Origin of the sequence: Aquabacterium sp., assembly GCF_004297345.1 — a bacterium.
Classification (GTDB): domain Bacteria; phylum Pseudomonadota; class Gammaproteobacteria; order Burkholderiales; family Burkholderiaceae_C; genus Aquabacterium.
In genome coordinates, this window is the sequence record NZ_SCTN01000310.1 from 1 (window position 1) to 12,742 (window position 12,742).

11 protein-coding genes and 1 pseudogene are annotated in these 12,742 nt (G+C 62.5%); 6 read left to right on the forward strand and 6 right to left on the reverse strand.

Translation table 11 applies throughout. The features are described 5' to 3' along the window. Positions 1–362 (reverse strand): hypothetical protein (locus tag EPO09_RS10990; RefSeq protein WP_290643022.1); only part of this gene is annotated, 362 nt, incomplete at its 3' end. Positions 363–481: 119 nt separating this feature from the next. Here EPO09_RS10990 and EPO09_RS10995 point away from each other — a divergent pair. From EPO09_RS10995 to EPO09_RS11015, 5 genes are read left to right on the forward strand one after another with little or no spacing between them, the layout of a single operon-like run. Continuing rightward, entirely contained in the window at positions 482–1,522 is a 1,041-nt protein-coding gene (locus EPO09_RS10995; protein ID WP_290643024.1) for an SPFH domain-containing protein, read from the forward strand. 16 nt (positions 1,523–1,538) lie between these two features. Continuing rightward, a complete protein-coding gene (locus EPO09_RS11000; protein WP_290643026.1) occupies positions 1,539–3,140 on the forward strand; it encodes a DUF4178 domain-containing protein in 1,602 nt (533 codons plus the stop codon). Positions 3,141–3,160: 20 nt separating this feature from the next. Next, positions 3,161–3,385, forward strand: a complete 225-nt coding sequence (locus tag EPO09_RS11005; RefSeq protein ID WP_290643028.1) for a DUF350 domain-containing protein — start codon at positions 3,161–3,163, stop codon at positions 3,383–3,385. Next, positions 3,378–4,949 (forward strand): polyamine aminopropyltransferase, encoded by a 1,572-nt coding sequence (locus tag EPO09_RS11010; RefSeq protein ID WP_290643030.1) that lies wholly within the window; start codon positions 3,378–3,380, stop codon positions 4,947–4,949. The genes EPO09_RS11005 and EPO09_RS11010 overlap by 8 nt, the downstream gene beginning before the upstream one ends. Beyond that, positions 4,946–6,658, forward strand: a complete 1,713-nt coding sequence (locus tag EPO09_RS11015; protein WP_290643032.1) for an NAD(P)/FAD-dependent oxidoreductase — start codon at positions 4,946–4,948, stop codon at positions 6,656–6,658. The genes EPO09_RS11010 and EPO09_RS11015 overlap by 4 nt, the downstream gene beginning before the upstream one ends. On the opposite strand, the gene speD is transcribed toward EPO09_RS11015, so the two are convergent. The 4 genes from speD to EPO09_RS11035 all read right to left on the reverse strand — a co-directional run bounded on the left by speD (position 6,616) and on the right by EPO09_RS11035 (position 10,058). Continuing rightward, on the reverse strand, positions 6,616–7,050 hold the full coding sequence (gene speD, locus EPO09_RS11020) for an adenosylmethionine decarboxylase (protein WP_290643034.1): 435 nt from the start codon (positions 7,048–7,050) through the stop codon (positions 6,616–6,618). The genes EPO09_RS11015 and speD overlap by 43 nt on opposite strands. 8 nt (positions 7,051–7,058) lie before the next feature. Then, the gene (murU, locus tag EPO09_RS11025) at positions 7,059–7,775 is read right to left on the reverse strand and encodes an N-acetylmuramate alpha-1-phosphate uridylyltransferase MurU (RefSeq protein ID WP_290643036.1); all 717 of its coding nucleotides are present in this window, start codon (positions 7,773–7,775) and stop codon (positions 7,059–7,061) included. A 56-nt stretch (positions 7,776–7,831) separates the two neighbouring features. After that, entirely contained in the window at positions 7,832–8,929 is a 1,098-nt protein-coding gene (locus tag EPO09_RS11030; RefSeq protein ID WP_290643039.1) for a fatty acid desaturase, read from the reverse strand. A gap of 85 nt (positions 8,930–9,014) precedes the next feature. After that, the gene (locus tag EPO09_RS11035; RefSeq protein ID WP_290643042.1) at positions 9,015–10,058 is read right to left on the reverse strand and encodes an AraC family transcriptional regulator; all 1,044 of its coding nucleotides are present in this window, start codon (positions 10,056–10,058) and stop codon (positions 9,015–9,017) included. Positions 10,059–10,573: 515 nt separating this feature from the next. On the opposite strand from EPO09_RS11035, the pseudogene EPO09_RS11040 reads away from it, so the two are divergent. Further along, positions 10,574–11,611, forward strand: a pseudogene (locus tag EPO09_RS11040) (methyl-accepting chemotaxis protein); the annotation flags it as partial. A 57-nt stretch (positions 11,612–11,668) separates the two neighbouring features. Here EPO09_RS11040 and EPO09_RS11045 read toward each other — a convergent pair. Further along, the coding region (locus tag EPO09_RS11045; RefSeq protein WP_290643043.1) for a methyl-accepting chemotaxis protein at positions 11,669–12,742 on the reverse strand (1,074 nt) is incomplete at its 5' end.

Below are 12,742 nucleotides of genomic sequence, written 5' to 3' on the forward strand. Positions count from 1 at the left end.
TTCATCAGCAGGCCATAGGTGTCGATCGTGTAGTTGACCTTGTAGCGTTGGCCGATCAGGTTGCCCGAGAGCACCAGCAGGTTACTGAGGTCACGGATGCGGGCACCCGGCGCCAGGCGCACAGTGTTGCCGTTCAGCGAGACCTCTGGTGGTTGGCCAAAGATGATGTCGCCACGCAGCGATTGCATCGGGATGGTGATGGCGCGGCCTTGCACGGTATCCGGATTGGAAATCGGGGGGCCTTTGTCGCTGCTGGTGCTTGTGCTGGTCGACGAGGCGCCGAGGATGGCGCTTTGCGCCAGAACCAGGGCAGGGGCAGCCAAGGCCAGGGTGGCCAGAACCGTCTTGAGACAGCGGGGCATGGTGTAGATCCAGGGGCTGTTGATCGGAGTGGCGATTCTACGGCAAGGGTGTCCGAGGATGTGGGTAATATGCGGGCTGACGGGCGTCCGCATGAGGCGCCGCGACGTGGGAGGAAAGTATGGGTTTGGTCGATTTCATCAAGAAACAGTTCATAGACGTCATCGAGTGGATGGAGTCCACCGACGGCGTGCTGGCTTGGCGCTTTCCCTTCGAGGACCGCGAAATCCAGAATGGCGCCACCCTGGTGGTGCGCGAATCGCAGATGGCGCTGTTCGTTAACGAAGGCAAGGTGGCCGATCTGTTCGGTCCCGGTACCCACAAGTTGACCACCCAGACCCTGCCGATCCTGACCAACCTCAAGAACTGGGACAAGTTGTTTGCCTCCCCGTTCAAGAGTGACGTGTATTTCTTCAGCACGCGCCAGCAACTGGACTTGCGCTGGGGTACCAGCCAGCCCATTACCCTGCGCGACAAGGACTTCGGTGCCGTGCGTCTGCGCGCCTTTGGCAACTACGCCGTGCGCATGGCTGATCCGAAGAAGTTCCACACGGAGGTCTCGGGCACGCGCGAGGCCTACACGGTCGCCGATCTCGACGGGCAACTGCGCGGCCTGCTGTTGCAGCACCTGAGCGATGCCGTGGCCCAAAGCGGGATCCCCTTCCTGGATCTGGCTGCCAATCAGATTGAATTTGCCAAGGCTTTGTCTGACGCTGTTGCGCCGTCCTTCGAGGCGCTCGGCCTGAAGATCGAAGGGCTGACCGTGCAGAACGTGTCCTTGCCTGAAGAACTGCAGAAGATCCTGGACCAGAAGATCGGCATGGGCATGGTCGGTCAGAACATGGGGCAGTTCATGCAATACCAGGCGGCGCAGGCTTTGCCAACGATCGCCGCAGCATCGGGGCAGGGTAGCGGCGTGGCCGGTGATGCGGCGGGGCTGGGGGCCGGTCTGGCCTTGGGTCAAGTGATGGCCCAATCCATCCAGCAAGGGCTGCAAGGTGCGTCTGCCGCTACAGGTGCAGCGCCAGCAGCATCAAATGGCCTCAAGCCAGACGAGATCATGGCCACCATCGAGAAGCTGGCCGATCTCAAGGCCAAGGGCATCCTGACGGACGACGAGTTCAGCGCCAAGAAGGCGGAACTGCTCAAGAAGCTCGTCTGAGCGGCGGGTTGCTGACATGAGCGATCAAGAGCCAGGCCAGCGCGCCTGGCGGGCAAGCTGTACCTTTTGCGGTGCGCCGGTCGAATTCCGGTCGGCGGCGTCGCCCATGGCCGTTTGCAGTTTCTGCAAGAGCACGCTGGTGCGTGATGGCGAATCGCTGCGTCGCATTGGCCAGAGCGCCGAGCTGTTCGATGACCACAGCCCGCTGACATTGGGCGCGCGCGGCCAGTATCAAGGCGAGGCCTTCACGCTGATCGGCCGCCTGCAACTGGCCTACAAGGACGATGAAGGCGAAGAAGGGCGTTGGACCGAATGGCATGCGCTGTTTGACAACGGCCGCAGCGGCAGCCTGAGTGAAGACAACGGCGCGTATGTGTTCGGTTTTGGCCTGCCACCGCCGGCACCCACTTTGCCTGACTTGCTGCAGCCTGCTGTCGGCACGGCGCTGTTTGTGGCGCAGCAGCCCTGGGTGCTGTCCTCGCGCGTGCAGGTACATGTGCATGCCGCGCAGGGTGAGCTGTCTTGCGTGCCCGATCTCCAGGCCATCTACCCGGTGGTCGAGTTGCGCAATACCGCAGGCGAGGTGCTGTCCGTTGAGTTGCAGGCATCTGCACCAGCCTTGAGTCTGGGGCGCTCGGTCCAGTTGGCTGAGTTGAAGCTGTCTGGCCTGCCGGACGCGAAACAGCCTTCCGAGGCCAAACTCAAGGCCAAAGGCATCGAGTGCCCAAGCTGCGGCACGGCGCTCGCCCCCACGCTGGACAACACGCAATCCATCGTTTGCAGCAGTTGCAAGGCGGTTGTGGACATCAGCAAGGGCCTGGGTGGTGACCTGGCTTTCTACCGGCAAGACAATTCGCTGGAACCCTTGATTCCCCTTGGGCGCATTGGCCGGCTGAAGGTGGGCGGAACCGTTCAAACCTGGCAGGTGGTGGGCTATCAGGAGCGCTGCGACGAGCCCTCTGGTTCGGATGACGAGCAAACGTTCTGGCGGGAGTACCTGCTGTACAACCGCATGGCCGGGTTTGTATTTCTGGTGGATGCCGAAGATGGCTGGAGCCTGGTGCGCACGGTTACGGGCGTGCCGTCCGTGAAGGGCGACAAGCTCAACTTCAAAGGCACGGATTACAAGAAGCGCTACACCTACACTGCCAAGACCACCTACGTGCTCGGCGAGTTCTATTGGCCCGTGCGCAAGAACCAGCGCTCGATCAATACGGACTACACGGGGCACAGCAACGGTGTGGCCTTGATGCTCAACAGCGAGCAGACTGGCAGCGAGATCACCTGGTCGGCTGGCGAGGCCTTGACCGCCAAGGAGGTGATGGCGGCCTTCAGGATGGCGCCTGATCAGCTTGGGGCGATGAGGCGAGACGCTGGTCTGCTGTCGAACATCAACTGGGCCGACTGGATGGGAACCCTGTTCTGGATCGTGCTCATACTCGTGTTTCTCATCATCGTGACGCGTTGCTCGGATGATTGCAGCGACATACGCGACACCTACGGCGAGTCCAGCACGGAGTACCAGCAGTGCAGGTCTTATCACAGCAGCGGTAGCGGGCATGGCGGCTCATCTGGTGGCTCATACGGCGGCTACAGCAGCGGCGGTTCACACAAGTAAGTAGCGTTTAGGAGAAACACATGATCGACATCGAATGGCTCAAGCCAGCCGTGTTCCTGGGGTCCATGGCTTATGCCCTGATGGGCGTGATCCTGTTCTGGATCTGTTTCATCATCGTGGACAAGCTCACCCCCTATGACCTGTGGGGCGAGATCGTCGAGAAGAAGAACGTGGCCCTGGCCATCGTGGTCGGCGCCATGTGCCTGGCCATCGGGCAGATCGTGGCTGCAGCCGTGCATGGTTGAACCGGTTTCGACGGCCGGCGCTCGCGAGCGCATGGCGCCGGCCGAGGTGGCCTTGCTCGCCTCGGTGTTCGTGGTTGCTGCTTGCGGGCTGGTCTATGAACTGGCGGCCGGCGCGCTGGCCAGCTATCTGCTGGGCGATTCCATCCTCCAGTTCTCGACCGTCATTGGCACCTATCTGTTTGCCATGGGCGTGGGCTCGTGGCTGTCGCGTTATCTGGAGCGCCAACTGGTGGCGCACTTCCTGCGCATCGAACTGCTCGTCGGCCTGATTGGTGGCCTGATGCCGGCGGCCCTGTTCGTGGCCAACAGCCTGCTGCCCGCCTGGGCCACATCGCCGTTCAGGGCCTTGCTCTACGGCATGGTCATGCTCATCGGCGTGCTGGTCGGGCTGGAGATCCCGCTGGTGATGCGCATCCTCAAGCGCCACTTTGCGCGACGCTATGCGCTCAAGGATCTGGTCTCCGAGGTGCTCACCTTTGACTACCTGGGGGCGCTGGTTGTTTCGCTGGCCTTTCCACTGCTGCTCGTGCCGCATCTGGGCGTGGTGCGAACGGGCGTCTTGTTCGGCCTGCTCAATGTGCTGGTGGCGGCCTGGACGCTGTGGCTGTTCAAGGCCGAGCTGCGCACATGGCGATCACATGCCGTGGCCTGTGTGGCCGTGACCATCGTATTGGCTGCGGCCATGGTCGGTGCGCCACCCCTCACCACCTGGGCGGAAGATCGCTTCTATGGCGAGGGCGTGGTGCTGCGGCAGGACACGCCGTATCAACGCATCGTCATCACACAGGGCCATGGCGGCACGCGCCTGTTCCTCAATGGCAATCTGCAGTTCGCCTCGCGTGATGAGTACCGCTATCACGAAGCCCTAGTGCACCCGGCCATGAGTGCGCAAGGCGCCCCGCGCCGCGTGTTGGTGCTGGGCGGTGGCGATGGCATGGCAGTGCGCGAGATCCTCAAGTACCCCAGCGTGCAACAGGTGACCCTGGTCGAACTGGACCCGGTCATGACCAGGCTGTTTCGCCAGGACCCGCGCCTGACCGAGCTCAACAAGAATGCCCTGAACGCACCGCGCGTGAAGGTGGTCAACGCCGATGCCTTCACCTGGCTGGGCACGCATGACGAGGTCTATGACGTCATCGTGGTGGACTTCCCTGATCCCACCAACCACGCCATCGGCAAGCTCTACACGACCACCTTCTACGCCTTGCTGGATCAGCATCTGTCGGCCAGCGGCTATGCCGTGATCCAGACCACCTCGCCGCTGATCGCACGCCACAGCTTCTGGACGGTGGTCAGCACACTGGAGGCCGTGGGCCTGCAGACCACGCCGTATCACGCACACGTGCCCAGCTTTGGCGAGTGGGGTTTCATCCTGGCGCATCACCGGCCGTGGCGTATGCCTTCGTCGCTGCCTGATGGCATGCGTTTCGTGACCTTGCCAGGCCTGCCCGCGCTGTTTGATTTCCCGCCCGACATGGCCCGCGTGCCCGCCGAGCCCAATCGCCTGAGCAACCAGGTGCTGGTGCAGACCTTCGAGGCCGAGTGGGGCCGCGTGCACCAATGAGCTGGACGCGACGGCGCTGGCTGGGCGATGCGGGCACCTTGGCCGCAAGCCTGACCTTGCCTGGCCTGAGTGCCTGTTCTGGTGGGCGCAGCAAGTCAGGCCTGAGGGCAGACTTGCCAGGCGGCTGGGTGGGCGCACATGTAGACCGCGCCCATGCCTGGCGTGATGGCCAGGTGCCCCAAACCACCTGTGCTGCCCCCCGGCGTGTGCATACCCTGATCATCGGCGCTGGCGTGGCGGGCCTCTCGGCCGCACATGCGCTGATGAAGGCAGGGTTGGACGACCTGGCTGTGCTGGATCTGGAAAACCAGCCCGGTGGCAACGCGCGTGGGCACATGGTGCAGAACCTGCCTTGCCCGCTGGGTGCGCACTATCTGCCCATGCCGGGCCCCGACGCCACTGAGGTCGCCCAATGGCTGGAAGAGATCGGCCTGATTCAGCACGAGCATGGGCGCTGGGTGGCCGACGAGCGTCATCTCTGCCACAGCCCGCAGGAACGCCTGTTTGTGCCTGATGCCAGGCAGGATCAGCCCAGCTTGTGGCGCGGCCAATGGCACGATGGTCTGTTGCCTCATCAGAGCCTCAGTGCAGAGGATCTGGCGCAGTACCAGCGTTTCTCGCGTGACGTGAACAAGGCTGTGAGCGAACTGGGCTTTGCCATGCCCACCAGCAAACGCCCCTGGCACGCGGGCTTGAACGCGCTGGATCAAATCACCTTTGCGCAATGGCTGGATCAGAACGGCTACACCTCACGGCCTTTGCGCTGGCTGCTGGACTACGCCTGCCGTGACGATTACGGCGCAGGCCTGGGCCGCGTATCGGCCTGGGCGGGGCTGCATTACTTTGCCAGCCGGCATGGCTTCGAGGTGCCGGGGCAGGGCGAGGCCCACGATGCCGTGCTCACCTGGCCGCAAGGCAATGGCTGGTTGACGCAGCACCTGGCCCAAGATCTGGGGGCGCGCTGGCAGGCGGGGCAGGTGGCCACGCGTGTGGATGTAGGGCGCGATGGCGTGCAGGTGCAAACCTGGCACAGCGGCCAGCAATGCATGCAGCCTTGGGTGGCGCAACAGGTTGTGATGGCCGTGCCCTTGTTCGTGGCGCAGCGGCTGCTCGCTCAGCCCTTGCCCCCTTTGCAAGCCATGGCCCCTCGCATGGCCTATGCGCCCTGGCTGGTCAGCAACATCTTGCTGAGCAAGCCCTTCTTTGATCGCCCCGGTGCGCCGCTGGCCTGGGACAACGTGCCCTACATCTCGGAGGGCGTGAGAGGTGTTGACACCCCGGCATTGGGCTATGTCGATGCCCGCCATCAAAGCCTGGCACCCGTTACCGGCCCCATGCTGCTGACTCACTACTGGGCCCTGGGTGGGCAAGATGCGGCGCAAGGGCAGGCGCTGCGGCAAGCCCTGTTGAAGGACGATTGGCGCGCATGGGCAGACAGAGTGGCGGCCGATCTGGCGCGTGTGCATCCAGACCTGCCCGGCTTGGTCCAGCAGATGGACCTCATGCGCTATGGCCACGCCATGAGCATCCCCGTGCCGGGTGTGCGTGGCCATGCGGCCCTGACCGCGTTGCAGCAGCCACAAGGCCGCCTGCATTTCGCGCACAGTGACCTGTCAGCCTATTCCGTATTCGAAGAGGCCTTCACGCACGGCGTGCGTGCGGCCAATCAGGTGTTGCGGGCTTCAGGCAAGGCGCGCAGCAAGGTGTGACGAGACTGGCGCGTTGGCTCAAAACCGGCCACCAGCGTATCGAGCAGCCCTTGAGCGCGTTCGGCGTTGTCGCTCAACAGATTGCAGACGAACACATCCAGCGTGACCACGCCCAGTTCGGGCCAGGTGTGCACGGCCAAGTGCGATTCCGCCAGCAGCACCACACCCGTGACCCCAGCCACCTGATGCCCCTGTGCAGGCTCGAAGCCATGAAAGCGCTCACCCACGGCTTGCAGTCCGGCGTCGGCCACTGCCTGGATGCAAGCCTGGCGCAAGGCCTCCGTTTGCGTCATCCAGGGGTGAGTGGGCTTGCAGCCCGCCAGATCCGCTGTGAGGTGTGTGCCTTGGGTGCCTTGTTGGCGAATGGGCGTTGGCGCGCTCATGGCAGTCATGGTCTGATTCAGCACGCAGGCGAGTCTGTGTTCAGTTCTGCCAGTCGCTGCGGCGTGCCCACGTCTACCCAAGGGCCGGTGTACAGGCGCCCTGAAAGTTTGCCCGCATCAATCGCCCGTTCCAGGCAGGGGCGCAAGGCGGCTTTCTCGCCTAGGCCAATGCCATCCACCATGGCCGGCTTGTAAAGACCAATGGTCGAATAGGTGTAAGCCGGGGTGCCCGCTGGCGCCACATCCTTGCGCAGCACACGGCCTTGTGCGGACAAGGCAAAGTCCCCTTGAGGCACATGTGCCGGATTGGGCACCAGCCACATCTGCCCCCAGTCTTCGCTTTGCGCAAAAGCCTGAGCAGCGTCAGCATCAAACCGGAAACCTGGCACGAACACGTCACCCGCCAGCACCCAGAAGGCGCCACCCAACAAGGGCAGGGCCTTGGCCATGCCGCCTGCGGTTTCCAGCGCGCCGCCATGGTCGCGGCCTTCCATCGAGTAATGGATGCACAAGCCCCAACGCGAGCCATCACCCAGTGCAGTGGGGAACTGGTCTTCCAGATGCGCGGTGTTGATCACCACATCGCGCACGCCGTCACGCGCCAACGCTTCCAGATGCCATTCGATCAAGGGCTTGCCTTGTACGTGCAGCAAAGGCTTGGGCGTGGCGTCGGTCAAAGGCCGCATGCGTTCGCCGCGGCCGGCGGCCAGAATCAGGGCAGGGAGCTGGGTCATGTACGGAAGCTGCTTTCGCTGTCAGCTTCCGATTGTCGTGCATGACGGTGGCTTCTTCAGGCCGTGCGCGTTTGTTGTGCGGGCGCCGCTGGCGTCAGGTGGAAGCGGTTGGCCCGCTTGAAGGTGCCGAAGTCATTGAAGCGCACGCCCATCTCACGCATCACCTTGTGGGCGATGCCGGCATTCCATTGGCGAATGTAGAAGGGCTCTTTCACGGCGAAGTGGTGGATGGCATGTGTGCTGCCAAAGTTGAAGCAGAACAGCTGCAAAGGCATCAGCCACCAGGGGTTGAGCACCTGGCATTGCTGCATGGCGTTGCGTGCTTCCACATCGCCGTAGTAGTGCATGTTGGAGCTGATGAACTGGATGCTGAAGGTGCGCAGCAAGCTGGGCAGCATGTAGACCACACCGAACACATCCAGCTTTTGCAGCAAGCCGTCAGCCCATTGCGGGCCGCTGAAGCCGAGCTGCGGCGCAGCCCACATCACCACATGCAGCACGATCCAGGCGTGGAACACGAAGTAGTACAGCGTGCCCAGTGGCAGGAAAGCCGATGCCTGTTCACGCAGCAGCTTGATGAACTCTGCCTTACTGGCAGGCTGCTGGGCCTTGATGTAGCTGCGCACGGCCTTGCGCATGGTCATGGGGCGCAGCATCACGCCCATCATGTTGTCGGCCGTCATCAGCAGGCGGCGCAGGCCCCAGGTTTCGCCATTGGTGATGCCGCGCTCTTCCAGATCGGATTCGGTGCCGGATACCTTGTGATGGTGCAGATGCAGCTTGCGGCGCACAAAGGGGCTCACGGTGCTGGCGCGTGCCACCCACCCGACGGCCAGCATCAGGCTGTTGGCCCAAGGCTTGGTGCGGAAGTACATCTGGTGGATGAGATCGTGCTCCAGCTCGTGGATGAACGAGGCAAAGATGGCCGTGACCGGCACACACAGCCACCAGGGGATCATGCCTTCGACGTACAGCCAGCCGCTGGCGATCATGCCGGTCAGTGACACGATCATGATGGTGGCGCCAATGGCATCCTGGTGTGCCAGCCAGGCGTGGCGCTGGCGCAGCTCAACGCCTGCCTGCAGCACCACCGAGCGGATGTGCTCCGACTTCTGCGCATCGCTCATGCGATTGGGGTTGATACGTTTGCTCATGGTCTCCTCGTTATACGCAATCCTGAGACAGGAGCGTACCGAGTTGACCTGGATGAGCGTGAGGGGTAATCAGGCCGAAAACCAGTCAATTCGGGCCACGGCTGGTTTGGCGCTGGCGCCATTCACGTGGTGAAAAACCGGTCCATTTGGCAAAAGCACGTGCGAAGTTGGCAGGATCCGTGTAGCCCACGGCCTCGGCCACCTGCTTGATCGCCAGGGTGGGATTGCCCAGCAGGCGCAGGCTGTCTTGATGGCGGGCCTGGTCCAGCAAGGATTGAAAGCTGCAGCCTTCATCTTGCAGCCTGCGCTTGAGTGTGCGTTCCGACAGCAGGAGCTTTTGCGCCATCGCCGCGACATCCGGGTAGCGCCCCTCCGAGCAGATCAGATGGCCGCGTACCAGGTCGGCCGTGGTTTGCTCGGCTGCCTTTTTGGCGATTTCCTGCTCACACCGGTCAATCGCCAGCTGCACGCTGACGGCGTCTGCCGAAGGGATCGGTTCATCCAGCATGCGTGCCGGGAAGCGGATCTGCACCGCCGCTTGATTGAAGCGAAAGCGCGGCAGGCGGTCTTTATAGCTGGCATAGGCCACGGGTTCGGCGTAGGGCACCCAGATCTCGCTGGTCCAGCCTGCTGTGGCCGTGTCGGTACCCAGCACTTTGGCAAACAGGCTGCACAACTCGACCAGGACCAGATCCAGAATCAAGGCACGTTGCGGCCCCAAGGGCATGGTCTCCCGCAGGTCGATCACCACCTGATCACCCTTGATCGACATGTCGCTGTGAAAGACCGACACGCGCGCCTGAAAGTAGCGTTCGCTGAACTCGATGGCTTCACGCAGCGTGGCGCAACTGATCAAACCAAAACCGACGAAACCGTGTTTGGTGACCTGGCTGCGCAAGCCCAGCTCATAGGCCAGGCCACTGTCGCCGTCCAGCCGCCAGGCGTTGTTGAGCATGACCACGTACTGCCAGCCGCTGATCTGGGTATGTTGATCCTGCAGTTGCGCTCGGCTCAGTTCACTGCCCGCGAGGATGTCCTGCTCAGCGTGACCGTGCTCTGTCATCAATGACAGCAGAGACAGGCCATAGGTGGCGGGAATCGTGGCGTTCCTGGGGGAGGGCAAGGACATGGATGAATCAACAGCGGTGCATGCGATAACAAGGCGCATTCTGTGGCATTCCACCACGACTTGCGTACTTCATCACGAACAAGAGGGCGGGCTTGTCGGCCAGGCGCACCAATGTTCAAGTTGCAGGCAGGCGAGCCGATAGAAAGTCGCTATGCCAGCAAGGCCGCCTGATCCGGGTGGGTTTGCTGCAGCCTTTGATCATGTCAAGCTGAAGGACGTCGTTCATGAAAATCACAACCCAAGTCAAGGTGTTGACTGGCGGCATGTTGGCCGGGGTAGCGGCCGTTTGTGCGCTGGCCTTGTCTCAGTCGAGCGGTGCCGGCAAGGATGGCATGGCCACCTGGCTGATCCTCATCAGTGCGGTCGTCGGCATTGGCGGCGTATTTGGCGGGCTGATGATCGTGCGCAATATCGCATCACGACTGGCTTATGCCAAGGCTCAGGCCGATGAGTTGGCCGCCTTGAACCTCACGGGCACCAACACGGACAAGGTCGACGATGAAGTCGGCGAGTTCGTGCTGGCGCTCGATCGAATGCGTTCTGAGATGTCCAATGTGGTCAGTACCGTGCGCCGTAACTCGGACAGCGTGGCCACAGCGAGTTCGCAAATCGCGCAGGGCAACCAGGATCTGTCAGGCCGCACCGAGCAACAGGCCTCGTCGCTGCAGCAAACGGCGTCGTCCATGGAAGAGCTGGGCTCGACCGTGCGCCAGAACGCGGACAACGCGCGCCAGGCCAATCAACTGGCACAAGGGGCTTCCAGCGTGGCCGCTCGCGGTGGCGAGGTGGTGTCCCAGGTGGTTGATACCATGAAGGGCATCAACGAAAGCTCGCGCAAGATCGCCGACATCATCACCGTGATCGATGGCATCGCCTTCCAGACCAACATCCTGGCGCTGAACGCCGCTGTGGAAGCGGCGCGTGCTGGTGAGCAGGGCCGAGGCTTTGCCGTGGTGGCTGGCGAGGTGCGCAACTTGGCGCAACGCAGCGCCGAGGCAGCCAAGGAAATCAAGAGCCTGATCAACACCAGCGTTGAGCGTGTTGAGCAAGGCACGGGGCTGGTCGATCAGGCCGGCTCGACCATGCAAGAGATCGTGGCATCGATCAGGCGCGTGTCCGACATCATTGGCGAGATCAGCGCAGCCAGCGTCGAGCAAAGCAGTGGTGTGGCCTCCGTGGGTGACGCTGTCAGCCAGATGGACCAGGCCACGCAGCAGAATGCGGCGCTGGTTGAAGAAAGCGCTGCAGCGGCGGAAAGCCTCAAGCAGCAAGCCCACCAACTGGTGCAGGCCGTGGCCGTGTTCAAGGTAGACCATGGCATGAGTCACTCGGTTTCGTCCATGAGCAAACCGGCATCGTTGCCAAGCTACGGTGGTCAGGAGCGCCGTGCAGGTAGCCGTGTGCAGCCCGCGGCGTCTGCCGCTGCACCGGCTTTCACACCAACGCCGAAGGTCAGCGCAGCACCGCGCAGCGAGCCTCTGGCTTCGCCAGCATCTTTCGAGCCCAAGAGTGAGCCGAAAGGTGGGGCAAGTGATGATTGGGAAACGTTCTGATCAAAAGCAAACCCGGCGATAAGCCGGGTTTTTGCTTGGTGGGTGCCAGGTACTTTGTCAGCGATCCAGTTTGAACTCCGCCACAGCCTGCACCAGTTGTTGAGCCTGTTGCTTGAGGCTTTCCGCCGCAGCGGCGCTTTCTTCAACCAGCGCCGCATTTTGTTGTGTGGCTTCATCCATTTGACCCACTGCTTGCCCCACCTGGGCCACACCGCTGCTTTGCTCGGCGCTGGCGTGGCTGATCTTGCCCACAATGGCCGTCACGTTCTGAATCGCGTTCACCACCTCACTCATGGTGGAGCCCGCCTCATCCACCTGACGCGTGCCTTCCTCCACCCGATCCACACTGGTGGCGATCAGGCTCTTGATCTCGCGGGCGGCGCCGGCTGAACGTTGCGCCAGTGAACGCACCTCGCTTGCCACCACCGCAAAGCCTCGGCCCTGCTCACCGGCACGCGCCGCTTCCACCGCGGCGTTCAGCGCCAGGATGTTGGTCTGGAAGGCGATGCCATCGATCACACCGATGATGTCGGCGATCTTGCGCGAGCTTTCGTTGATGCCCTTCATGGTATCGACCACCTGGGACACCACTTCGCCGCCTTGAGATGCCACTTGCGAGGCACCTTCGGCCAACTGATTGGCTTCCAGCGCATTGGCCGCGTTTTGCCTAACCGTGACGCCCAACTGCTGCGTCGAACTGGCCGTTTGCTGCAAATTGCCCGCCGTTTGCTCTGTGCGGTGGCTGAGATCCGCATTGCCTGCCGCGACCTCGGCGGATGCCACCTCGATGCTGTCAGCCGTGGCGCGTACTTTCGAGATCACGTTCACCAGATTGGCGCGCATCTGCTCCAGACGGCGTAGCAGGGAGTCGATTTCGTTCTCGCCATCGGCATGGATCTTCACGGACAGATCGCCGTGCGCAATCGCATCGGCTGTTGCGTCGGCCTTCTCGAAACCCAGGCGCAGATTGCGCAGCACTTGCGCAGAAGCCAAAGTGCCCGGCACGCCCAGCCCCACAGCCAGGATGAGGAACCATATGGCGGCCTGTTTGTGGCGGGCATCGGCATCGGAGGCTGCGTGCTCTGCAGCATCTTCCTGATACTGGTGCAAGGCATTAAGGGATTTGAGCAT

Excerpts from the sequence above, each read along its gene's own strand:
- speD (WP_290643034.1), bottom strand. The coding sequence starts at position 7,050 with ATGACTGCCATGAGCGCGCCAACGCCCATTCGCCAACAAGGCACCCAA.
- EPO09_RS10995 (WP_290643024.1), top strand. The coding sequence starts at position 482 with ATGGGTTTGGTCGATTTCATCAAGAAACAGTTCATAGACGTCATCGAG.
- EPO09_RS11005 (WP_290643028.1), top strand. The coding sequence starts at position 3,161 with ATGATCGACATCGAATGGCTCAAGCCAGCCGTGTTCCTGGGGTCCATG.
- EPO09_RS11015 (WP_290643032.1), top strand. The coding sequence starts at position 4,946 with ATGAGCTGGACGCGACGGCGCTGGCTGGGCGATGCGGGCACCTTGGCC.
- EPO09_RS11010 (WP_290643030.1), top strand. The coding sequence starts at position 3,378 with ATGGTTGAACCGGTTTCGACGGCCGGCGCTCGCGAGCGCATGGCGCCG.
- murU (WP_290643036.1), bottom strand. The coding sequence starts at position 7,775 with ATGACCCAGCTCCCTGCCCTGATTCTGGCCGCCGGCCGCGGCGAACGC.
- EPO09_RS11035 (WP_290643042.1), bottom strand. The coding sequence starts at position 10,058 with ATGTCCTTGCCCTCCCCCAGGAACGCCACGATTCCCGCCACCTATGGC.
- EPO09_RS11030 (WP_290643039.1), bottom strand. The coding sequence starts at position 8,929 with ATGAGCAAACGTATCAACCCCAATCGCATGAGCGATGCGCAGAAGTCG.
- EPO09_RS11000 (WP_290643026.1), top strand. The coding sequence starts at position 1,539 with ATGAGCGATCAAGAGCCAGGCCAGCGCGCCTGGCGGGCAAGCTGTACC.